Origin of the sequence: Pseudidiomarina sp. CB1 (genome assembly GCF_024752025.1) — a bacterium.
Classification (GTDB): Bacteria; Pseudomonadota; Gammaproteobacteria; order Enterobacterales; family Alteromonadaceae; genus Pseudidiomarina.
The window spans coordinates 1,261,230-1,280,132 of the sequence record NZ_JANTPU010000001.1; the positions used below are offsets into that span (position 1 = coordinate 1,261,230).

General features: G+C 52.0%; 23 protein-coding genes. All 23 read right to left on the minus strand.

The features are described from left to right. Positions 1-33 precede the first annotated feature (33 nt). The 23 genes from NV375_RS06030 to gspG (NV375_RS06140) all read right to left on the minus strand — a co-directional run bounded on the left by NV375_RS06030 (position 34) and on the right by gspG (NV375_RS06140) (position 18,894). Positions 34-561: a hypothetical protein gene (locus NV375_RS06030; RefSeq protein ID WP_258807319.1), complete on the minus strand. Its 528-nt coding sequence runs from the start codon at positions 559-561 to the stop codon at positions 34-36. After that, positions 558-1,154: a hypothetical protein gene (locus NV375_RS06035; RefSeq protein ID WP_258807320.1), complete on the minus strand. Its 597-nt coding sequence runs from the start codon at positions 1,152-1,154 to the stop codon at positions 558-560. The genes NV375_RS06030 and NV375_RS06035 overlap by 4 nt, the downstream gene beginning before the upstream one ends. Further along, entirely contained in the window at positions 1,147-2,268 is a 1,122-nt protein-coding gene (locus NV375_RS06040) for a hypothetical protein (RefSeq protein ID WP_258807321.1), read from the minus strand. The genes NV375_RS06035 and NV375_RS06040 overlap by 8 nt, the downstream gene beginning before the upstream one ends. Continuing rightward, on the minus strand, positions 2,240-3,127 hold the full coding sequence (locus tag NV375_RS06045; RefSeq protein WP_258807322.1) for a general secretion pathway protein GspK: 888 nt from the start codon (positions 3,125-3,127) through the stop codon (positions 2,240-2,242). The genes NV375_RS06040 and NV375_RS06045 overlap by 29 nt, the downstream gene beginning before the upstream one ends. Beyond that, the gene (locus tag NV375_RS06050; protein WP_258807323.1) at positions 3,120-3,809 is read right to left on the minus strand and encodes a prepilin-type N-terminal cleavage/methylation domain-containing protein; all 690 of its coding nucleotides are present in this window, start codon (positions 3,807-3,809) and stop codon (positions 3,120-3,122) included. Before NV375_RS06050 ends, NV375_RS06045 begins: the two co-directional genes overlap by 8 nt. Then, on the minus strand, positions 3,776-4,207 hold the full coding sequence (locus NV375_RS06055) for a type II secretion system protein (RefSeq protein WP_258807324.1): 432 nt from the start codon (positions 4,205-4,207) through the stop codon (positions 3,776-3,778). The genes NV375_RS06050 and NV375_RS06055 overlap by 34 nt, the downstream gene beginning before the upstream one ends. Next, complete coding sequence (locus tag NV375_RS06060) at positions 4,194-4,631, minus strand: type II secretion system protein (RefSeq protein ID WP_258807325.1); 438 nt, start codon at positions 4,629-4,631, stop codon at positions 4,194-4,196. Before NV375_RS06060 ends, NV375_RS06055 begins: the two co-directional genes overlap by 14 nt. Further along, a complete protein-coding gene (locus NV375_RS06065) occupies positions 4,628-5,827 on the minus strand; it encodes a type II secretion system F family protein (RefSeq protein WP_258239968.1) in 1,200 nt (399 codons plus the stop codon). Before NV375_RS06065 ends, NV375_RS06060 begins: the two co-directional genes overlap by 4 nt. Next, positions 5,827-7,518 (minus strand): GspE/PulE family protein, encoded by a 1,692-nt coding sequence (locus tag NV375_RS06070; protein WP_126771380.1) that lies wholly within the window; start codon positions 7,516-7,518, stop codon positions 5,827-5,829. The genes NV375_RS06065 and NV375_RS06070 overlap by 1 nt, the downstream gene beginning before the upstream one ends. Beyond that, on the minus strand, positions 7,515-7,910 hold the full coding sequence (gene gspG, locus NV375_RS06075) for a type II secretion system major pseudopilin GspG (RefSeq protein WP_126771382.1): 396 nt from the start codon (positions 7,908-7,910) through the stop codon (positions 7,515-7,517). Before gspG (NV375_RS06075) ends, NV375_RS06070 begins: the two co-directional genes overlap by 4 nt. A 12-nt stretch (positions 7,911-7,922) precedes the next feature. Further along, positions 7,923-10,064 (minus strand): YjbH domain-containing protein, encoded by a 2,142-nt coding sequence (locus NV375_RS06080; protein WP_258807326.1) that lies wholly within the window; start codon positions 10,062-10,064, stop codon positions 7,923-7,925. Beyond that, positions 10,061-10,867, minus strand: a complete 807-nt coding sequence (locus tag NV375_RS06085) for a capsule biosynthesis GfcC family protein (protein WP_258807327.1) — start codon at positions 10,865-10,867, stop codon at positions 10,061-10,063. The genes NV375_RS06080 and NV375_RS06085 overlap by 4 nt, the downstream gene beginning before the upstream one ends. Before the next feature lie 81 nt (positions 10,868-10,948). After that, the gene (locus NV375_RS06090) at positions 10,949-11,632 is read right to left on the minus strand and encodes a YjbF family lipoprotein (RefSeq protein ID WP_258807328.1); all 684 of its coding nucleotides are present in this window, start codon (positions 11,630-11,632) and stop codon (positions 10,949-10,951) included. Between the two features lie 118 nt (positions 11,633-11,750). After that, positions 11,751-12,107, minus strand: a complete 357-nt coding sequence (locus NV375_RS06095) for a hypothetical protein (RefSeq protein WP_198677656.1) — start codon at positions 12,105-12,107, stop codon at positions 11,751-11,753. An 81-nt stretch (positions 12,108-12,188) separates the two neighbouring features. Beyond that, on the minus strand, positions 12,189-13,016 hold the full coding sequence (locus NV375_RS06100; RefSeq protein ID WP_126771390.1) for a mechanosensitive ion channel domain-containing protein: 828 nt from the start codon (positions 13,014-13,016) through the stop codon (positions 12,189-12,191). 45 nt (positions 13,017-13,061) lie between these two features. Next, complete coding sequence (locus tag NV375_RS06105) at positions 13,062-13,835, minus strand: type II secretion system protein N (RefSeq protein ID WP_258807329.1); 774 nt, start codon at positions 13,833-13,835, stop codon at positions 13,062-13,064. Further along, positions 13,832-14,338 (minus strand): type II secretion system protein M, encoded by a 507-nt coding sequence (locus NV375_RS06110; protein WP_258807330.1) that lies wholly within the window; start codon positions 14,336-14,338, stop codon positions 13,832-13,834. The genes NV375_RS06105 and NV375_RS06110 overlap by 4 nt, the downstream gene beginning before the upstream one ends. A gap of 3 nt (positions 14,339-14,341) precedes the next feature. After that, positions 14,342-15,493: a type II secretion system protein GspL gene (gene gspL, locus NV375_RS06115; RefSeq protein WP_126771395.1), complete on the minus strand. Its 1,152-nt coding sequence runs from the start codon at positions 15,491-15,493 to the stop codon at positions 14,342-14,344. Further along, positions 15,493-16,560: a type II secretion system minor pseudopilin GspK gene (gene gspK, locus NV375_RS06120; RefSeq protein WP_126771397.1), complete on the minus strand. Its 1,068-nt coding sequence runs from the start codon at positions 16,558-16,560 to the stop codon at positions 15,493-15,495. The genes gspL and gspK overlap by 1 nt, the downstream gene beginning before the upstream one ends. Beyond that, positions 16,526-17,404, minus strand: a complete 879-nt coding sequence (locus NV375_RS06125) for a type II secretion system protein GspJ (RefSeq protein WP_258807331.1) — start codon at positions 17,402-17,404, stop codon at positions 16,526-16,528. The genes gspK and NV375_RS06125 overlap by 35 nt, the downstream gene beginning before the upstream one ends. Beyond that, positions 17,401-17,925, minus strand: coding sequence for a type II secretion system minor pseudopilin GspI (gene gspI / locus NV375_RS06130; protein ID WP_258807332.1), 525 nt, complete (start codon positions 17,923-17,925; stop codon positions 17,401-17,403). The genes NV375_RS06125 and gspI overlap by 4 nt, the downstream gene beginning before the upstream one ends. Continuing rightward, a complete protein-coding gene (gene gspH / locus NV375_RS06135; protein WP_258807333.1) occupies positions 17,925-18,506 on the minus strand; it encodes a type II secretion system minor pseudopilin GspH in 582 nt (193 codons plus the stop codon). Before gspH ends, gspI begins: the two co-directional genes overlap by 1 nt. Further along, positions 18,472-18,894: a type II secretion system major pseudopilin GspG gene (gene gspG / locus NV375_RS06140; protein ID WP_126771405.1), complete on the minus strand. Its 423-nt coding sequence runs from the start codon at positions 18,892-18,894 to the stop codon at positions 18,472-18,474. The genes gspH and gspG (NV375_RS06140) overlap by 35 nt, the downstream gene beginning before the upstream one ends. Positions 18,895-18,903: the final 9 nt, after the last annotated feature.

The following is an 18,903-nucleotide window of genomic DNA, read 5'->3' on the forward strand; positions in this document are numbered from 1 at the left end:
TGCGTTCTTATCCTCTGCGTCGCCTTTGCTGCCTTAGCGATCATAATCGAAAATAGGTACGGTGATGCTCTCATCACCTTGCGTGAAAACGATCTCGTTCACGCGGATTGCGGTTACACGATAATCACCAAGATTCTCGCCTACTCGCCGTTCAATGAATTCAAGACTTCTATCGTCGGTGTTCTGTGCTTCCATAATGGCCACTTGCTGCTGCGAATCGGTGGCGATCACGATAGCTCTTAAACGAATACGCAACGGTCCAACGTCAATACCACCTTCTAACAATGGCTTAGCCGTTGGCGTGTTTTGTTGCTGTGCAGCATCTGTCGCTGCTTGGCGCTCTTCAGCGCGTTGTTGCCACCACTGTTGCAGCTCATCTGCCGCTACAGGCGCTTGATGATTTACTACCTGCGCAGCAGCCAATTCACGTTCTACACCACTGTTATCGGGAGTGCTCAGCCAAACCCGTTGACTAAAATCCACCACGCATAACACTGCAACAAGTGCCGCTATGGCAATGGCATTACGCTCTAACGAATTGAATGAAAAGCCTAGCTTCATGCGTCAGCTCCTTCAACGTCACCGGCTACCGCTGCGGGCGTTCGCGTAGCGACTTCAAGCAGCAACTCAATCCGAACTTGCGGCTCTTTTGCCGCTGCGCTTCCGCGTGAACGCGTGTTATATGGCGTCAAGTTCACGTCAACAAAGCGAATCGACGGTAGCTTTTGGGTCAGCTCCACTTGCGTTTTCGCCACCTGCGAAGCTGAACCTTGTAGTCTGATTTTAACCCGTTGAACTTCGACGGTGTCGGAAACAAAACGTGCGTCTGTCAGCCAGTTGAATTCATCAACAGTGATTTCGTTAGCGCGCGCGATGTTCTGAATTTCGCCTTGGACTGCAATACGGTGCATGGTTTTGTCGCTGGCTGCCGGAATCGCCTCGAGCAGCGCGGCTTCGTTGGCGGTCACTGTTTCCCATGCTTTATTTAAAGCATCACTGTTTTCCAGCAATTGTTCACTACGGGTCAAGCGCTGCTGCAATAATGCTAACTCATCGTGTTGCTGGTTTTGGAATTCAATAAAAGGCAGCACCAAAAACTGAATTGCGGCTAACAAGCCAGCGATCACCAACAAGCGTTGTTGCGAACTACTCATTGTTCGTTCCTCGCTCTCGTGGTGGCGCTGCCGCTGTGTATTCAATGATAAAGCGCTGACGATTGCCATTCGCGCGCACTGGCGCATCAAAATCGGCGCTCGCTACCATCGGCGCTTGATTGAGCTGTTGCAAAAACGGTAAAGCTTCACCTGCGATTCCACTCAACATGAACTGAGTATAGTCGCCGCGTAGGAAACTTAGTTCGACGTTATTTTGCTCAATGAGCCGATAGGTTTGCCAAAATTGGTTAACTGCCTGCCAATTCGTCTGATGCCGCTGTAAGGTCTCGATGCGTTCACGGGCACGTTGGAGCTCATCTTGACGCTGAATCAAGGTACTGACTTCACTATTAATGGCTTGCAAATCACGTTCCATGGACCAGCGCTGGAATTGCAAATAGCCCGTGCTCAACAAGCCATAACACACCAGCGTTGCGCCACTTAAGACGAGTGTTTGTCGCCAAGGGAAGGGCTGGTCACTCGCTGACTTTTGCCAGCCTTGTTGCACCGTTGCCAAACCAAGTTTGCGTACGCCCTCTGCAAGGCGCTGCTGTAAAGCCTGACCCTCGAGGATTTGCAGTGATTGCTTAGACGGCGCACCAATGGCAAGCTTTGCCGTTTCGGCCGAACGAATTAATGCCGAGCTCACTACTGTTTGCCAGGTTTCACTGGTCTTAAACAGGTAGTAATTGCGCGATGCTGTTACCTGGTAAAAGCCAGGCTCCAACGCAGCACTTAGGACTAAGCTCTCAGGTAGGACAACCCAGCCTTTACTGCGTAACTGCTGACCTTGCTCAGTTAAACGTATGCGTAAGACCTGCCGTTGGCCGTCATGTAAAGATCCGATAAAGTACATTGTTGAAGCGGCGTCATCGCGTAAACTAAGAATGTTACGCACGGCACGCTGTGAGCGGATATTAAACTGCTCCCAGGTTTCGCTATACAAATCACGTGCAAGGACTAATAACGGTACACGCCCCGTTGGCGCCGCTACTGCAGTGTTGTTTTCGCCACGGAACCATTGCTCAGCCGCATCCACGCGCCAAAGCATCTGCTTTAGCTGTGCACCGAGACGTTGGACAATGTTATTTGAGGCCGATTGGGTTTGCTTCATTCAATTCGATTCGTTGTTCGCGAAGATAGCGCTTATATTCTATCGTCCTTGGGTTCTTCTCATGGGTTGCGTATCTCACACCCCGGCGTAATTGTTCACCTGTTAATGGGTCGATCACTGTCACGCGCTGATATTTGCTTGGGTACAACGACACCCCAAACCCGGTTTCTTGGCCAGAGAACTCTTCATAGATCCCTGCTTGGTATTGCCCCGATTGGCGTAACGCCGTGATAGTATCAGCTTGCCCAGACGTGAGCAAGATAGGTAATAGCGCATCAGGCGCCCATGCACCATTGAAGGGCATTATCTTCGCAGTCACATAAGGGCGAATACGCTCGATGATGTCAGGTGTCCAACCGCGAATGTTGCGCAATTCATTAACGTGCTGCAAATAGATTCGGTCAGGCCGATAGAGCCAACGCTGTAATTCATCGAGCAGCATGTCGGCAGTGACTTGCGATACCCCGACATGCACCAACAAATCTCTTAGTTGCTGATTTGCTTGGTTCAAGTTAATCAAACTACCCACGTTTTGCAGGCTCACCGCTACGCCGTCGGGCAACGCGGCATACGCGTCGCGGCCCGGTAAGCTCAGGCGACTGGGATACGAATGGAAATTCAAATTGGCCAGAGGCGCACCGGTGTCGCGCATGTCGCCCCAATCATTCGCTAACAGCATTAAATCGACATAATTTGCTGCTGAATGCAACGCAAGTTGCTTTTCGGTTTGCTGTTGCAACACCAGCGCTCGTTCCACCTGTGACTTTGTCGTGTTCGACATAATCAACAATAGAACTGAAATAATTGCGACAATCAGCAGCACTTGAAACAGTGCCATCCCCTCTTGCTTGCTATACATCGGACGTATACCCCGCTAACACGCCCATGGATTCATCCGGAACATGGATCAGCCAACGCATGCCATTCATATTAATGGCAATCGCTAGCGGATGTGCAACCCGCTGCAAACCGTCGTAGGTGGTATACCAAGCGGGCTCAAGTTCTTCGGTATTCTCCGCCGAGATCATAGCGCGCCGTTCGTCGTAATTGTTCCAGCCAAAATAGGAAAAATCCAAGGCCTCAAGGTCGTCGTAAAGTACTCTGCGAAAGTTAAAGGGTAAGGTTTGATCGGCCTCTTCAAGCGGAACGCCGTCAAGCGGGGCCTCTTCATACACTAAGCGCCACTTCCCATTACTTTTCTGCTCTCGAAAAATTCGATAGACCGCAGGCAGCGCAGGGTCTTGAACGCTCGCCGACGATACTGCAGTAAAGCCTTCGTCACGGCCTAGAAAATAGAATGCGAGTTGTTGCGCGCGCCGATCTTTGTAGATGACTTTCGGAAAAGTGCTTTGCGTCACGCGCTGCACCAGCGTGGTCAAATGATGCCGCTGCATGGCGTCGTTCATGCTGCCTTTGTTGCGTTGCCAGTTCTGGGTGAAGTAGTCATAGGCGAGCGCACCGCCGAGCATCAGCAGTGACAACAGCACCATAGCGATCAGGGTTTCAACTAGGGTGAAGGCGCGCTGAGTCTTTCGTCCCATACAAGCTCCTCGTAGTTGAATTCGCGGCGGCTGGTGCCAAACTCCATGGTCAGGGTCACGGCGTACAAGCGATAACGCGGGCCGTATTCACGAAAGTCGAGTTCGGCGTCGCTAAAGTATTTTGCCGGAGCTTCGTAGGCCACTTGCTCGGCTTTCCAAGTGGCGCGTACGCCTTGGCTAAACAGTTCTTGTTGGCGGCGGTCGGTGTGTTGCAAGTCAAATTCGATGGCGCTGCGGAGCACTTCAACCTGAGTCAATAAGTGCGTTACTTCGGCGGCTTTAGCGGAGTTGCGCATATTATTTTGAAACGCCAGCATCGCAGTAACCACCGACGCCGTCAGGATGGTCATAGCGATCAAGACTTCAATCAGGGTAAAGCCTGCGCTATCGCGACGCATCACTCGCCTCCGGCGTGTCTGGCTCAATGCGCGGCATATTCAACGCAACACTACGTTCATTTGACGCCTCAAACCAGTAAAAGAAATCATTTGACCAAAAACCATGACTATTTAACTCAATTGATTGCTCTTTGAATTCAATTGAATTGAAATGAACACTAATGGCGTCATTTGATGCACTCGAACCTGTATTTAAAATCATTTGATTGTTTTTAGTCATCAAATGAATGTTTTTGAACTCGGTGTAGGCTTGAAATTGCAGATCATCGAGCAGGCGTAGCAGTTGCTCCCGCTCTTGGGTGACTTTGCTGCGTTCGTATTGTTGCAAGGCGATAGGGCCAACGAGGCTGGCGGCGATGCCAATAATGCTTAACACCACCAGCAATTCGATAAGCGTAAAACCTAGGCGGCGTCGGCGGGTCATATTGGCATGTCTGTGACGGCAGATATGCTCAGCATCATAATGACCACCACACTGCCTACCACAGCTCCCATGAAAAGAATCAATGCTGGTTCAAGTAAACTGGTGAAACGCGTCACCCAGTTGTAAAAGGTGCGGCGCGAACGGTCGGCAATCTCGCCAAATACGCGCGCGAGTTCGCCGCTTTCTTCACCGATTTTCAGTAGCGCCGCATAATATTGCGGGTACAGGCGTGTCTCACTAAGTGACTCCGCCAAGCTATGACCGCGGTTGATTTGCTCTGCAGCGCGGGCGACTTCTTGTTGCAGGCTCACCGTACGCAAGGTTTTTTGTGCCAGTTTGATACTACGGTCAATGGCTACACCGGACGACAGCATGACATTTAGCGCGGCATTAAAACGAATACGTTCAACTAACAAGTTGGCGCCCGACACCACGGGCATGCGTTCGCGCAGCCATGATCGAAATTGCGCCACGGTCGGATGCGTCCGCCAACGCCACAGCACCAGCCCGCCGCCAGCGATAGCTGCCACCAGCCACAGCTGATACTGAATAAAGAAGTCACTCACTGCCAACAATGCCACGGTGTAACCTGGTAGACCTTGCTGGTCTTGGAACAAGGTGGTTAAGTTTGGCACGACGAAATTGAAGATAAACACAATCGCGGCAATACACACGGTCAAAATCACCGCTGGGTACACCAGGGCTTGTTTGATTTTGTCGCTCAGGTCGAGTTGGTATTTGAGTTCGTCAGATAGGCGCTCAAAGGTCGCGGCCAGCTCACCGGTTTCTTCCGCGATTTGCACCAAACCAACGTACAGCGAGCTAAACACAGCGTAAGGCTGCAACGACGAAGATAACTTCTCACCTTGTTTGAGTTTTTGCAGCACGTCGCGTAAAAACTGGCGTAGCGCTGGTTTTTCAACGTTTTGCAGCAGAATTTCGAGGCCTTTGTCGACTTTAAGGCCTGATTTCAGCAACAGCGCCAGTTCTGAGGTAAAAAATTCAACGTCTTTTAAGTTCAGTTGCCGATCACCAAACAGCGCTGCGCCGATGTCTTTTTGTTGCGGCTTTAAGCTCGACACCAACAATTGCTGGGCGCTGAGTTTGGCTTTGGCGGCGGCTTCATCGACCGCTTCGACGGTGCCTTGTTGCTGCACCCCGCTCGCATTGTAGGCGGTGTACTTGAACTGTGCCATTAGCCTGCCACCCGCACCACTTCGGCTAAGGTTGTTTCGCCGCGCATGGCTTTCAATACGCCGTCTTCAAGCAAGTTACGGAAGCCCCGTTCGCGGTTCATGCGCCGCGCTTTGGTCAAGAACTCCGCGTCGCCGAGTAAGGCAGTGAGTTCTTCGTCACAACGCATGTATTCAATCAGTGCCACGCGGCCTGAGTAGCCGGTGTGTGCGCATTTGTCGCAGCCTACGGCGCGATGAAAATCGGGTTGCACGCCAAAGCGTTCTTGCATCCACTGCATTTTCATTTGCCGATACTGTTGCTCGCCTTCGGCGTCCGGCGCTTTACAATGTGGGCACAGTTTACGTGCCAAGCGCTGACCAACAATCACTTTAATCGCTGCGGCCAGCAGGAATTCTTCAACGCCAAGGTCTAGTAAACGAGTGTAGGCGCTGGCGGCGTCATTGGTGTGCAGAGTACTAAAGACCAAGTGGCCGGTCAGCGCCGATTGCAGTGCAATACCTGCGGTTTCAGCATCACGGATCTCACCGACCATGATAATGTCGGGGTCTTGTCGCACCACCGAACGCAAAGCATTGGCGAAGGTAAAGCCAATGTCACTTTGCACCTGTACCTGGTTAATGCCGTCCAGTTGATACTCCACCGGATCTTCAATGGTGATGATTTTCACGTCCGGCGCATTGCGGCGTGATAAAAACGAGTACAAGCTCGTGGTTTTACCAGAGCCGGTTGGGCCGGTCAGCAAGATCACGCCTGACGTGGCTTGAATATCTTTCAATAACTCGGCTTCGACGTCGTGCTCGATACCGAGTGTTTTCACGTCGTAAGCAAGGCTATCTTGCAGCAAGAAACGCATGACCACGGACTCGCCTTCGCCCACTGGCAAGGCCGACACCCGCACGTCCACGTTCAAGCCGTCGATGCGCAATTCGATTTTACCGTCTTGCGGCCGCCGTTTCTCGGCGATGTCCATGTTCGACAGCAACTTCAAGCGCGTGACGACTGGCAACACCATGTGCATGGGAATAAAATCGGCCTCATGCAACACACCATCGATGCGGTAACGCACCCGGCCTTTGCCCTTCCACGGCTCAATGTGCATATCTGATGCACGGCGACGCAGCGCCTTGGCCATCAAGTTGTTCAATAGGTTTACCGTTGGTGCTTCTGAGGCAAGTTCGCGCAGGCGGTCTTCTTCAAGCACACTCAAGTCCGCGCTGTCACTGCGCTCATTGGTGCTTTGTTGGTAGCGGTTGAGCAGTTGGTTGTACTGCTCGTCGGTGGCGATCACCAATTGCAGTTCAGGCGCTTGGTGCACCGCAGCAAATTCAAGCAGTTCTGGTTTGGTCGGATTCACCACCGCAACGCGAATGGCAGCTTCCGAGACGGCAATCGGCAGGCAGTCGTGCGACATTAGCTGTCGCAGCAAGCTCTCGGGAAGTGCTTCTTGTAGCGCTTGCCACTGTTCATCGTCGTCGAGTAATGGCTCCAATTGCGCGCTGTCGAGCTGCGGTAGTTCGTAGACTTCTGCGTAATAGGCTGGTAAGTACTCCGAACTTAACGCCCCCATGCGCACCAAGATCTGTTCCAGTTGGCCGCCATTACGCGACTGGAACTGTAGCGCTTTGCTTAAATCGTCGTGATTCACGCGAAAGCGCTCGGTAAAAAGTTGATGCACAGTTGTCTCGGTCATTTCAGAATAATGTCGGCGTTCGTGTCTTCGCCGCCTTCACTGCCATCGGCGCCCAATGACATCAGGGTAAACGGCTTGCCGTTATCACCTGGCATTTTGTACACGTAGTCGTTGCCCCACGGATCAGGCGGTACTTCTTTTGGAAAGTACGGGCCTTGCCAGTTGGCTTCGTCGCTCGCCAGCAATTGATCAAGCTTCTCTGGATAACGCCCCATATCTAAGCGATAAGTATTGAGCGAGGTCTCCAGCATTTTCATTTGGGTCTCAGCGGTTTTGATCTTCGACGAATCGACTTTCGAGAACATTTGCGGCGCAACTAAGCTGGCCAGCAAGCCTAAAATCACGATAACGATCAACAGTTCGATCAAGGTGAAGCCGCGTTCACTTCTCATACATCCACTCCATTATTCTTTATAGAAAGGACTACGCTCGTCGGTGGAGTAGAACAGCTGAATTTGACGATTCAACATTTGACCACCATCGCGGGTGAGCGGCGTCCAACTGATCACGCCGCGGTTCGGGCTATGCTCAGTCTGTAACAAGTCGACAGGTATACTAATATAAAAGCCTTTGGTAAAGCTACCTTCGCCGTACTCACGCGACGATAAATTGGTCTTGGCGGCGTATGCGCCAACCACAACGCCGCTACGGAATTTATGCTCGACGTTCAATTGGACACCGTTGTCCTGCGCCAAGAAGCGCCCTGCGGCAACTTTGAACAAGGTGTTCGGCATAAACTCTGGCATGTAGTAACCGGTCACATGGCCGGTAAAGGTGTCGTAATCTAAGAAGCCAGTATGGCTATTGTAGTCACGTTGTTTCACCCAGTTTAAGTCAACTCCGACGGCCCAGTTGCTGTCGAGTTCACGGTACAACAACTCGGTACCGACGCCACCGAACATGCGCTCGAGGTAACCGGCGTAATAGCTGGTGTAAACATTCGGCGCTAACTGGTTAATGTGGCTAAGCTGGAGGTTTTCCATCCAGATGTCACTGAAAGTCGCGTATTCGCGCACGTAGGTTCGTACCCGTGGCACTTTTGAATTGTACTGATCGACTAAGAAGTTAAAGTCGTCAAAGTTGGTCATTAAGTTGCCACTAAGGGTACCGTGCAAGAACGTTCCCGGTGCTACCCACATCGCCGCATTCACGTCGAGACCAAACTGATACATATAGAAGTTTTCTGGGTTACCAAAACTTTGCTCAAGGAACGGCTTTACACTGAGCGTTGGCCAAGTGATTTCGTTTTTGGCGATAAAGAACGGTTGGTCTTCATAGGTTTCTAACGGCGTGTCTTTGCGCGTGAAGGCATCATCCACAGTGGTGGTGAAGTCTTGACGCTGGATCGCGGTACGCGCAGTGGCGATATCGATTTCTGTGGTGTGGGTTTGGATTAAACCGCGGCGGTTCACCACGTCAATTTTTTCAACCCATTCCGGCATCCGTTGCTCGGCGACTTTGGCGATGCGACGCAGCCCTTCTGCTTGCTCACGGAAACGTAATTGTTCACCGTAGACGCGTATTGTATCGATGTCATCGGAGTCTTCACTACGCGCAAGTTGCATACGCGTCGGCTCAACCCCGCCGTAATAACGTAGATCATTTGCGAACGCCAATACGCTGCGCCGGTTGGTGACATCGTTAATCCGCGGCAACGAATTGCGCTTATTCGGTTCTGGCACTTCGCCACGTTTCGACTTCACTTGGCCGATTTCATTTAAGTCAAAGCTGGTCGAGAAGCCGAACATCCAGTTTTCGCCACGCTCGTAGCTGATTTTTAGCGTGAAGTGGTCGCCTAAGGCGTAATCGGCACCAAAGTTCCATGCGGAATCGGGCTTTAAGTCACCTAGGTAACGTTCGCGACTGTAATCATTACCGTCGTACTCGGCTTTCAATACGAGTGGGTCGAATGGCGTTTGATAGGTCAGACCGCCGAATACGGAAGTGCGTCCGCGGAACCATTTATCGACTTCAAAACGGCCGCCGTAACCGCTGTAGCCGCTTTCGCGACGGCAAAAAGCATCATCAATTTCGCAAAACGGATTGTCGATGTTATCGCGGTTACCCATGTAGCCCCAACCAAGGCCAACGGTGAAATCGAGTGGCCCAAATTGTTTGCTGGCGACAATGTATTCGCTAGCGAAAATGCCGGTGCCCGCTAAGTCACGCCAGCCAACCGCAACTTGCGGCAGCCAGTAGCTTTCTTTCAATAAGCGGATTTTGGCGTCAAAACCTTTGTCTTTACCGGTTTGATCGCCACTAAAATTAGGATCGGCGCTGTAACGAATCGGGCGAATGTCGTTGTAACGGACAGTGGTTTCTAACCATGGGAACAACTGCAAGCTTAGCGCAATTCTGCGGTATTCTTCGTTGTCGTAATAAAGTCCCGAAAGTGTGCCATAGTCGGCAAACCGCGCTGTCGGCATTTGCATTAAACCGACACCACCAAAGTCTGATTGGTTTGCGGTGTCGGCTGCTGAATCTGGAGAATAAGAGAGCGCGGCGGTGACTGCGAGAGCCACCAAACTTCGGGAAACAACGGTCATGATTGAGGGTTCCAATAACGTGCGAGTTCTACAAGTTGTTGACCTAATGACTGCCATTGCTCTGGTAAGTCAGTCTTCGGCAGGTCAACCAAAATGAGGCCACCGACCGGCGGCATTGCTTTATCGTTTTCATAGTAAGCCACATTTGACGACTCCGTATGTCCCGTTAAGAACACTAGGTCGACACTGGTTAGCCCATGATGATTATTGAGAATACCACTACGCTCAAGTACATCGCGCACGGAATCTTCTTCAGTAAAAGTTACTTTTTGCGCACCGTCGACGGTCACTAAGGTTGCGTACCATTGGTTTGGCACTTCACGTGGTGGTAAAAAGCGATACGTGCCTTCTGGCAAGGTTGGGTTGTACTTTAAGCTGCTTACGGCATCGGTGAAACTACTAAAAAAGCTTGGACGCTCAAAACTGGTTCCCGATTGTTCGTCTTTACGATCAACGATCTTTGCGAAGCCCAACCATTCGGCACCGATCAGTGGCCACGTGCTAATTGCGGCATGCCATTTTTGTAATTTCGCTGCAGCGGCTTTGTTACCTTCGGTTTGCGTCCACTGCGCAAGCCCGTCGAGCTGCTTTAATAGCGCCTGACGTTGCTGATGGACTTTACGTGTTTGTTTCTGGCTGAGCAGCCGGCTCACCGGCCAGTATGCAGCGGGTTCCAACTCTGCAGCACGATAGATCTGCATAAGATTAGGTAAGCGCGTGAAACTGTACATTTGTTGGTCGATATTGACCTTCACCACGCGATCAAAAGGCGTCGCACCGTCTGGTTGCTTGGCTTCGGCCATTGCTGTCGTTGGTACAATCGCTAAACAAGTTACTGCCGTGAGTAAACCCCAAATTAGCTGAGAAAAAGGCCCGCATCGCATTTACAAATCTCCATTGAACGGTTTAATTTCCTGTAAAATACCATAGCCTAAATCTTTAGAGAGATAATGTTTTGCAAAGACAACGCGTCCATTCACTGCATAAAATTCGTTACTGAAGTTTTCTCCAGCAAAAACACCACGTTCGACAATTTTGGTGGCTTGTAGTTCAGTTCCGTCAGGGTGGCGATAGGTTTGTTGCGCTGCCACTTCGAAGGTAGATGATACTTTGATTTGGCGCAACACGTTGCTGCCATAATTACCGAATTCTACGGTGCGCTGCCAACTGTTATGACAATTGCTTTCGGTGTGTTGTGCTGCAGTCTGACGCACCCAACAGCTCAGCGGATCTGATGCCCAATCACTGGTATACAGCGGCACGCCTGGCATATTCGAGCTGCTGATCACACGGCCAAAGCGCGTGACAAAAGCTTCTTCACCGGCTGTACGATAAACCCGCTGTAACTCGGTTGCACGATCGAGTACCGCTACAATACGCCCTGACGTTTCGGTGTCAAAGTAAGCCGCTGCATATGGCAAATCGGCGATTTCAGCTTCCGTTAAAACAACATCGTCATTGCCGAACAACGCTTCTTCAGCAGCGCCAGCAAGATTTTGCATACGCACACTGCAGCCTGAAAGTGCGAAAACGAAAACAACAAGACTAGCAAAACCGATCAAACGCATGAAAGTAAACCTTATTGACGGAAAAAGACGATAACGGAAATAAAAAACGCTCAAAAAAATACCGCAGTGCGCACCTGCGGTATTTCGTAGTTAAAGCCTGGGCTTTTTCACTACCGACTTACAACGTTGTTGTGGTCGTTGTAGTGGTGACTACCGGAGTAGTCGTAGTTGTTACCGGAGTCGTAGTGGTCGTCACTGGTGGCTCTGGTTCCGGCTCAGGTTCAGGCTCTGGCTCAGGTTCTGGCTCAGGCTCTGGTTCTGGCTCAGGCTCTGGTGGTAGCGGCGCTTCAGAGTCAGAATGATCAAGCGTGGCAAAAACTGTCAACGCGGCAATAGTGCCGGCTGCAATTGTGCCCTTGGTGAAGTGACCTACACCTTCGTCCTGACCTTCAGAAGTACCCGCACCGGTCTGAGCCATAGCAACAGGGCTTAAGATTAAGCTCACTGCGGCTGCTAAAGCAGTACGTTTCATCATAATTAATACACCTCTATGTGCTTATTGATTGGCCAATCAAGGAAATTTCTTCCCTAGACTTCATGAGATTAGCACTTTGTACTAATCTTGTGAAGCCTGTTTAAACAAATGTACATCCATTTGTGGATATGGAATACCGATGTCATTTTTATCAAGTGCAATCTTGATTTCACGCATCAAATCCCAGTACACCGGCCAATAGTCGGTACTCTTTACCCACGGACGTACAATAAAGTCGACTGACGAGTTGTTCAAAGCATGCACCTGAATGTTCCACTCAGGATCTTTTAACAAACGCTGATCGGCTTTTAATACGCTCTCCAACACTTCCTTGGTCTTATGCAAGTCAGCGTCGTAAGACACACCAATCAACAGATCTACACGACGCGTATCTTCGCGACTGTAGTTGGTGATCGGCTGCCCAGTGATCTGCGCATTAGGTACATATACAACCTTATTGTCAGGGGTTTTCAATACCGTTTGGAAAATATTTACTTCGTTAACGGTACCCGACACACCACCTGCATCGACGTATTCGCCAGCACGGAACGGGCGGAACATGATAATCAGCACCCCCGATGCCATATTGGACAGTGAACCCTGCAACGACAAACCGATAGCTAAACCAGCAGCACCCAAAATGGCGATGAACGAAGTGGTTTGCACGCCCACTTGTGATAATGCCATCAGGACTGCGGCAATGAAAATCACGCTTTTGACGATAGCACTTAAAAAGCTAATCACGGCGCCATCCACGCCTTTTCGCGTCATACCGCGACCAAGTAGCTTGGCAACGCTATTGGCAATCATCTTACCGATGATCAGAATTAAAATGGCGACCACAAACTTGATGACATAGCTGACAATCAAGTCTTGGTTTTCGGTTATCCAGTTCATGAATTGATCCATGTTGCGACTCCTTTTTTGTTATTGCCGCTGATAGTTGGCCTTAAATTAAAGCGTGAAATTAAAGCGGTACGCACCGGTATTATCAGGGCGACCTAAAAATACGAGCATTTCGGACACTTCACGCGGCGTTTGCAAGCCAGGTTTTAGTGCACCTTGAATGCGAACTTGCGGTGCTTGCTGGTTGCCGCCAACGGTCGTCGTAAAACTTAAACCTAAACGATTATTCGGTTCCATTTTAGCAACTATTTCGTTTTCTGCTGAACAACTTAATGCGGTTTCGAATTCACCGAGTTCACTCCAGCGGTTATTGAAACGCACCGCTGTACCGCGACTTTTTGCCGTGGCCTGTAATTGGTTACACCATTGACCACTGGCAAGATCAGTCAGTGCGTAATTGTCGAGTTGCAATGCCCAGCGGCCATCTAAGGTCACTGGTACGGGTAGCCGATACGCTTGAATCGCTTCTTGCAGGTTGCCGCTGAATTCGCCTTGCAAGTTGACGCTACCATTCAGGCCAACGCTCGCTGTGCCTTGCCCCGCAATGGTGTTGCTTTGCGGAATGGTGAAATCAAGCAGCGCTTTGCCGCTAACAAGCGCCAGCGGTTTGAGTTGCCATTGAATGTTCTGCAAATTTACGGTCACCTGCGGGCTCGCTGCGGCGCTGATGGACGCTTCGCCATTCCATAAAGTACCGGACACCGCGCTTAGGCTAAAGCCACTTTGTTCGGGGATGAACCACAGCACGGCCCGCGCTGGGGCGAACACCACTACACCAATTAAATAGACGGGAATTAACCAAAGTAACCAGCGCCAACTCATGCCAGCCCCACTTTTAGACGACGTACGTGCACATGGCCCGGTTTATTGCCGCGGGTGATATCAAGTTGTTCGATGTTCAGGCCGCCTTGCGCTTGCAGCGCGTCTAACAGCGCCAGCACTTGGGTAAAGGGGACGTCATTCATGACCACCACCAGTGACTCACCCTCAGGGCTCATGCGCCCGACGTCAAGCTGGAAACTGCGCGCTTGCTCGGTAATGATGCGTGGGATGTCAGTGGCTTGTGTGACGGCACCGCTGGTGCGATTTGGCCTTTGCGCCTGTTGGCTTAACGCAAGGTATCGCCCAGTGTTTTCGCGCACCCAAGTGAGCGTTTCTTGTTGTGCGCTGCGTTGTAACTCGCGCTGTTCGATGCCGTTTTGCAACGGCTGCCACATGGCAAAATAGACCACGCAAATCGCCAGCACCACGCCAGCGATGCTCACTAACAAACGCTCGCGACTGTTCAGTTGCTGCCAACGCAGATGAACTTGTTCTTGCAACATAACTTAGGCCCCCCCGCCTGCGGTGACTTCTAACGCGCCACTCACCACGCCGTTCTGATTGGTGACTTGCCCTTGGTTGACGGTTAATCCGGTTTGGCTCGCCGCTTCTTGAAAGCGTTGTAGATTTTCGAAGTCTTCCACATTCACTTGCAGTTGTAGCGTGCCATTGTTGTAGCGCACGCGATCGAGCTCGACACTAGGTGTCGCACGGAACGCTGGTTCAAGTTGGCCAAACATGGCAAGGCCTGCATTGGTCGCCGTTGCTGAGTCGGTTGCTGTGGCGCTGGCACCGACACTGCTCAGCTGTTGCCGCAATTGGCTCCGCACGTTAACGATACGCGTGGTGTTCGGAAACGCTTCACGGTAGGTCGATTCGATGGCCTGTTGCAATTGCTGATTTTCTTGACCGAGTTGCACATAGGTCACGAATTGCTGGGCAAAGACCACAACCACGGCCACCGCAGCTGCAATCGCTGCTGGCTGCCATGGCATCGTCACGCTTTGTTTGCGGCGCTTGCGCACCACGCGGAATTCGCCGTGACGTAAATTGATGGTGTGCTTCGCGTGGTCGGCGGTAGCGACTTGCAGCGGCAATTCATACTGCGCACTAATGTCACTGGCCTCACTGTCGAACAGTGGCGGCACATCGGTACTGTAGGCCTGCCACTGGCTTTCGCGCACCAACAGGCTCGCGCCCAAGCGCAGTTTCACGCCTTGCTCGGTCACGGGTAAGGCAAAATAATCCGGATAGATCGCGTCGGCTTCGATGTTCGCCTGTTGCAGCGCGGCAAGCCAGTCTTGCATATGCGCCTTGCTCACCACGGTGACGGGGATTGGCGTATCCATACCTGCTGGTTTCGCATTGGCAGGCCAAGCAAAGTGCAAACTGTCGATGTCGCTGGCCAGCTCGTCTTCGAGGCTGTTCGGAATAAGCTGCGGCAACAAGCGCTGCGAGCCCGCGGGCAAGCGCACTTCGGTTAAGAGCACATCTTGCCCCGGCACCAGCACGGTAACGTTGCAGCGCTGTGCTTTATCGTGGAGCTGACTGAGCTCGCTCGGGTCGTTAAGCTCGCCACTGGCAATGACTTCTTGCTGGCTGGGATGCCAGATCAGCCAACGCACAGGCGTCGCCAGATGAATATAGAGCTGTTCCATTAAGGTTCTCCTAGTCCACGCAGCAGAACGACACTGTCATCTTCTGCCACGTAGAGTTTACTTTGCCCACGTAATTCCATGTCGCCGAATTGTACTTGGGTATCTAACTCGAAATAATTACTTTTTACCACCAAATCGTCAAACATCCCGCCCAGCGATTCGGCGGTAATGCCACTAGGGCGCGGTACGCCACCAAAATTTGGATTGATGGGTTGTCCGCTGGCTTGCGCCAAGATGCTGTTGTTGCGCGCATCTTCGATGCCATCATAGCCGTCGTCAGGACGATTCTCGAGGGCAGCCTTGCCTTCGTCGACAGTCAGCGCACCAAGGGTGATGGCATGGACTAACTCGCCGTGCTCCACCGTGTTGAAGTTTAATTCGTTTTTGTTGCTGTTCGGGATCACACAAACATACGGCTTCAACGCTTGGTATACCGGTTGGGTGATACCGCGGACGAGGCGCAGCTCGCTTTCATGAACAAAAAAGTCGTTGGCAGCTTGGTACGGCACGTTAAGACTCTCATAATCAGAACGTTCGGCACCATAGCTACTGGCCATTTGTTCGTCGCGGTCGAGCCAGTCCGCCATGCTCTCGACGATAACATCGGCTTTGTAATCGTCAATATCTGGCATCGCCGCTTGCAGCAGCATACGCATTTGGACTTTCCGGCGCACCAGCTGTTCGGTGCTCAGGCTGTCGCCTTTGAGTGCGTTCAGGTTGAAGCAGCTGTGTAGATCTTTAATCGCCACATTAGCGTTACCGCCACCTTCAAGCGGATAGACTCGCTCTTCTTCAGTTTGCAAGTACCAGACTTGGCCTTGATGGATGACGCCCTTGCTGTCTTTGACTTGTAGCTGTAGCAATTGCCGTGCGATTTCTTCGGCACTCAACCAATACCAATAGGCTTGTTCGCTTTGCTGGTAGTTCATGGTGCGAATAACGTTCATTTGTAAACGCTTGCTCAGCTGCACTGCCAGCACGGTGACCAAGGCCACCACGAGCAGCACCATGATGAGCGCGACGCCGCCCTGTTTACGGGGAAGGCTGATTGGAACTTTGCGGTTCACTAAAGTCGCCTCCGTTTAAAATAAATACGCGTACGATTGTGCCCCAGCGCTCGGTTTTGAGGGTGACTTCGACGCCGTCAGGGATTTCCATTGGGCCGTCTTGTTCGGCCTGTGGTTGCTGATTCAGTGTGATGCCTAAGCCGCTGCGCTCGCTGCCTTTGATGATGGGCTCAACCTGAAATTCGGTCACGCCTTCAAGCACTACGCGCTCGGTTGGGTCACTGGTGGGACTCATATCGGCGTAGGTGTAGTGTTGGCGGACCAGTTGTTGGTCTTGGTTAATGATGTAGCGCACGGGTTGCAGTTCGCTGCGGGCCAGCAGGTTGCCAGGATTGAACCAGCCTGCGCGCACGTAGTAGTCGCCTTCGGGTGTGCGCCGTGACACGGCTTGGCGTAAGTCGTTCTCGATCATCAACATGGCTTGTTGCAACTGTTGTAATTCTTCACGTACTTCGGCGCTTTGTTCGTTGGTGCGCATCATGCTGTTCACCACCGCCGCGCTGGCCAAGCCAATGATCGCGAACACCACAATCGCCACCAACACCTCAACCAACGTGAAGCCGACGTGCTTGCGCTGCTGCACTGTGGTAGCCCGTGGTTCTACCACGGGGTATGCCTGACCTTGCGGCAATGGCGGTTCAATTCGAGGGTGACCCGCAGTAGAACTGCGGGCTACAACGGGGTGTGCCTGACGTTGCGGCAATGGCGGTTCAATTCGAGGGTGACCCGCAGTAGAACTGCGGGCTACAACGGGGTGTGCCTGACGTTGCGGCAATGGCGGTTCAATTCGAGGGTGACCCGTGGTAGAACCACGGGGTACGGGATGGTCGATGCGCGGGGTCATTGCGGGGCCCTCAGGTAGCGGCCGAGAATATAGCTTTTCTCGGTGCTGTCTTGACTGGGGCGGACGGTGACTTCGACGTAGCTGACGTCGGCAGTCACGGTTTCGGTGAAGGTGGCGCGCCAGTGCCATTGCTTGCTGGCGACGGTTTCGGTGCCCTGCTTCAGCTCGCGCGGATTCTCGCTCAAGGTGATGCGCGCCAAGGCATTCGCGGCGGCATAGCGCGCCATGGTGCGCTCTTCCATATAGGCGAGATCGTTCAAGTGATTGGTTGCGGCAGCAACCCCCGCAAGCGCCGCCATCGCGAAAATCGCCAGCGCCGCCATCACTTCCACCAGCGTAAACCCTCGCTGCGTTCGGAGTGTAGCCCGTGGTTCTACCACGGGGGGAATCCGAATTGAACAACCATTATTTAAACGTGGGGCATACCCCGTGGTAGAACCACGGGTTACCACATCAGCGCAGCGTTGACCCGTGGTAGAACCACGGGCTACCACATGGGTGCGACGTTGACCTGTGGCCATCACAGTTCCTCCGCGCGTTGCAGCGTCAGGTTATAGCCATCTTCACTGCGTAACACCCAACCGGCGCCGTCTATGCTATCAAACGGCTGCAAGCGTAGGCTAAAAACCGAAATGTCGCCGCTACCCAAAATCCACAATTGCGGTTGCTGCGCTTCGCGCTCCTCGGTCGTCACCGTTTCATCTTCGGGTGGCGCAAAAAACGCTTCCACCGCATCTTCGTCTTGCCCGAGCAATGCTTCGTTTTCACTTTGCAGCTCAAACACCACATCCTGCGGCCAGTCCTGCGCCCTTAAACCGCGAAAATCAAGCGGCTGCCACTGCTGTTCGCGCCACTGCACAAACGCGTAGCCTTGCTCGTCAATCCGCAAGCCTAAAATCGCATGGCGCAACAGCGCATATTCCTGCGCATAACGAACGCGTTGATACAAATCCTCGGCCGCGTCATCCAATGCATCATCTTGCTGGTCAGGCACGACAAAGGTGACCGCCACCGCCATCAAACCAATGATGGCAATGGTGACCATCACTTCAACGAGGGTAAAACCCTTAGTTGTTTTCAAGGTTCCAGTTACCGATGTCATCGTCGGTGCCTGGTTGACGGTCTTCGCCGGCAGAGAAAATATCAATATCGCTGTATTCGCCTGGGCTCAACAGCATGTATTCCGAACCGTAAGGGTCCAATGGTAAACGCTGAATATAACCACCACGGCGATAGTTGCGCGGTAATGGGTCAATGGTAGGCTCTTCAATAAGTGCCTCAAGCCCTTGCTCGGTGGTCGGAAACACACCGTTATCCAACTTGTATTGCGACAGTGCATTTTCCAGCGCCACAATGTCAGATTTCACTTTTTGACGGTTGGCTTGATCGGCCGAACCTAACACATTAGGTAGGATAAGCGTCGCCAACAGGCCCAAAATCACGATCACCACCATCACTTCGATCAGTGAAAAACCTTTGTTCTTTCTCATACTTCCTCC

Excerpts from the sequence above, each read along its gene's own strand:
- gspG (WP_126771405.1), bottom strand. The coding sequence starts at position 18,894 with ATGAGAAAGAACAAAGGTTTTTCACTGATCGAAGTGATGGTGGTGATC.
- gspG (WP_126771382.1), bottom strand. The coding sequence starts at position 7,910 with ATGAGAAGTGAACGCGGCTTCACCTTGATCGAACTGTTGATCGTTATC.
- NV375_RS06090 (WP_258807328.1), bottom strand. The coding sequence starts at position 11,632 with ATGCGTTTGATCGGTTTTGCTAGTCTTGTTGTTTTCGTTTTCGCACTT.
- NV375_RS06125 (WP_258807331.1), bottom strand. The coding sequence starts at position 17,404 with ATGACCCCGCGCATCGACCATCCCGTACCCCGTGGTTCTACCACGGGT.
- NV375_RS06110 (WP_258807330.1), bottom strand. The coding sequence starts at position 14,338 with ATGTTGCAAGAACAAGTTCATCTGCGTTGGCAGCAACTGAACAGTCGC.
- NV375_RS06050 (WP_258807323.1), bottom strand. The coding sequence starts at position 3,809 with ATGGGACGAAAGACTCAGCGCGCCTTCACCCTAGTTGAAACCCTGATC.
- NV375_RS06040 (WP_258807321.1), bottom strand. The coding sequence starts at position 2,268 with ATGAAGCAAACCCAATCGGCCTCAAATAACATTGTCCAACGTCTCGGT.
- NV375_RS06100 (WP_126771390.1), bottom strand. The coding sequence starts at position 13,016 with ATGGATCAATTCATGAACTGGATAACCGAAAACCAAGACTTGATTGTC.
- gspI (WP_258807332.1), bottom strand. The coding sequence starts at position 17,925 with ATGGCCACAGGTCAACGTCGCACCCATGTGGTAGCCCGTGGTTCTACC.
- NV375_RS06080 (WP_258807326.1), bottom strand. The coding sequence starts at position 10,064 with ATGACCGTTGTTTCCCGAAGTTTGGTGGCTCTCGCAGTCACCGCCGCG.
- NV375_RS06035 (WP_258807320.1), bottom strand. The coding sequence starts at position 1,154 with ATGAGTAGTTCGCAACAACGCTTGTTGGTGATCGCTGGCTTGTTAGCC.
- gspL (WP_126771395.1), bottom strand. The coding sequence starts at position 15,493 with ATGGAACAGCTCTATATTCATCTGGCGACGCCTGTGCGTTGGCTGATC.
- NV375_RS06065 (WP_258239968.1), bottom strand. The coding sequence starts at position 5,827 with ATGGCACAGTTCAAGTACACCGCCTACAATGCGAGCGGGGTGCAGCAA.
- NV375_RS06030 (WP_258807319.1), bottom strand. The coding sequence starts at position 561 with ATGAAGCTAGGCTTTTCATTCAATTCGTTAGAGCGTAATGCCATTGCC.
- NV375_RS06095 (WP_198677656.1), bottom strand. The coding sequence starts at position 12,107 with ATGATGAAACGTACTGCTTTAGCAGCCGCAGTGAGCTTAATCTTAAGC.
- NV375_RS06105 (WP_258807329.1), bottom strand. The coding sequence starts at position 13,835 with ATGAGTTGGCGCTGGTTACTTTGGTTAATTCCCGTCTATTTAATTGGT.
- NV375_RS06045 (WP_258807322.1), bottom strand. The coding sequence starts at position 3,127 with ATGTATAGCAAGCAAGAGGGGATGGCACTGTTTCAAGTGCTGCTGATT.
- NV375_RS06060 (WP_258807325.1), bottom strand. The coding sequence starts at position 4,631 with ATGACCCGCCGACGCCGCCTAGGTTTTACGCTTATCGAATTGCTGGTG.
- NV375_RS06055 (WP_258807324.1), bottom strand. The coding sequence starts at position 4,207 with ATGCGTCGCGATAGCGCAGGCTTTACCCTGATTGAAGTCTTGATCGCT.
- NV375_RS06070 (WP_126771380.1), bottom strand. The coding sequence starts at position 7,518 with ATGACCGAGACAACTGTGCATCAACTTTTTACCGAGCGCTTTCGCGTG.
- gspH (WP_258807333.1), bottom strand. The coding sequence starts at position 18,506 with ATGACATCGGTAACTGGAACCTTGAAAACAACTAAGGGTTTTACCCTC.
- NV375_RS06085 (WP_258807327.1), bottom strand. The coding sequence starts at position 10,867 with ATGGCCGAAGCCAAGCAACCAGACGGTGCGACGCCTTTTGATCGCGTG.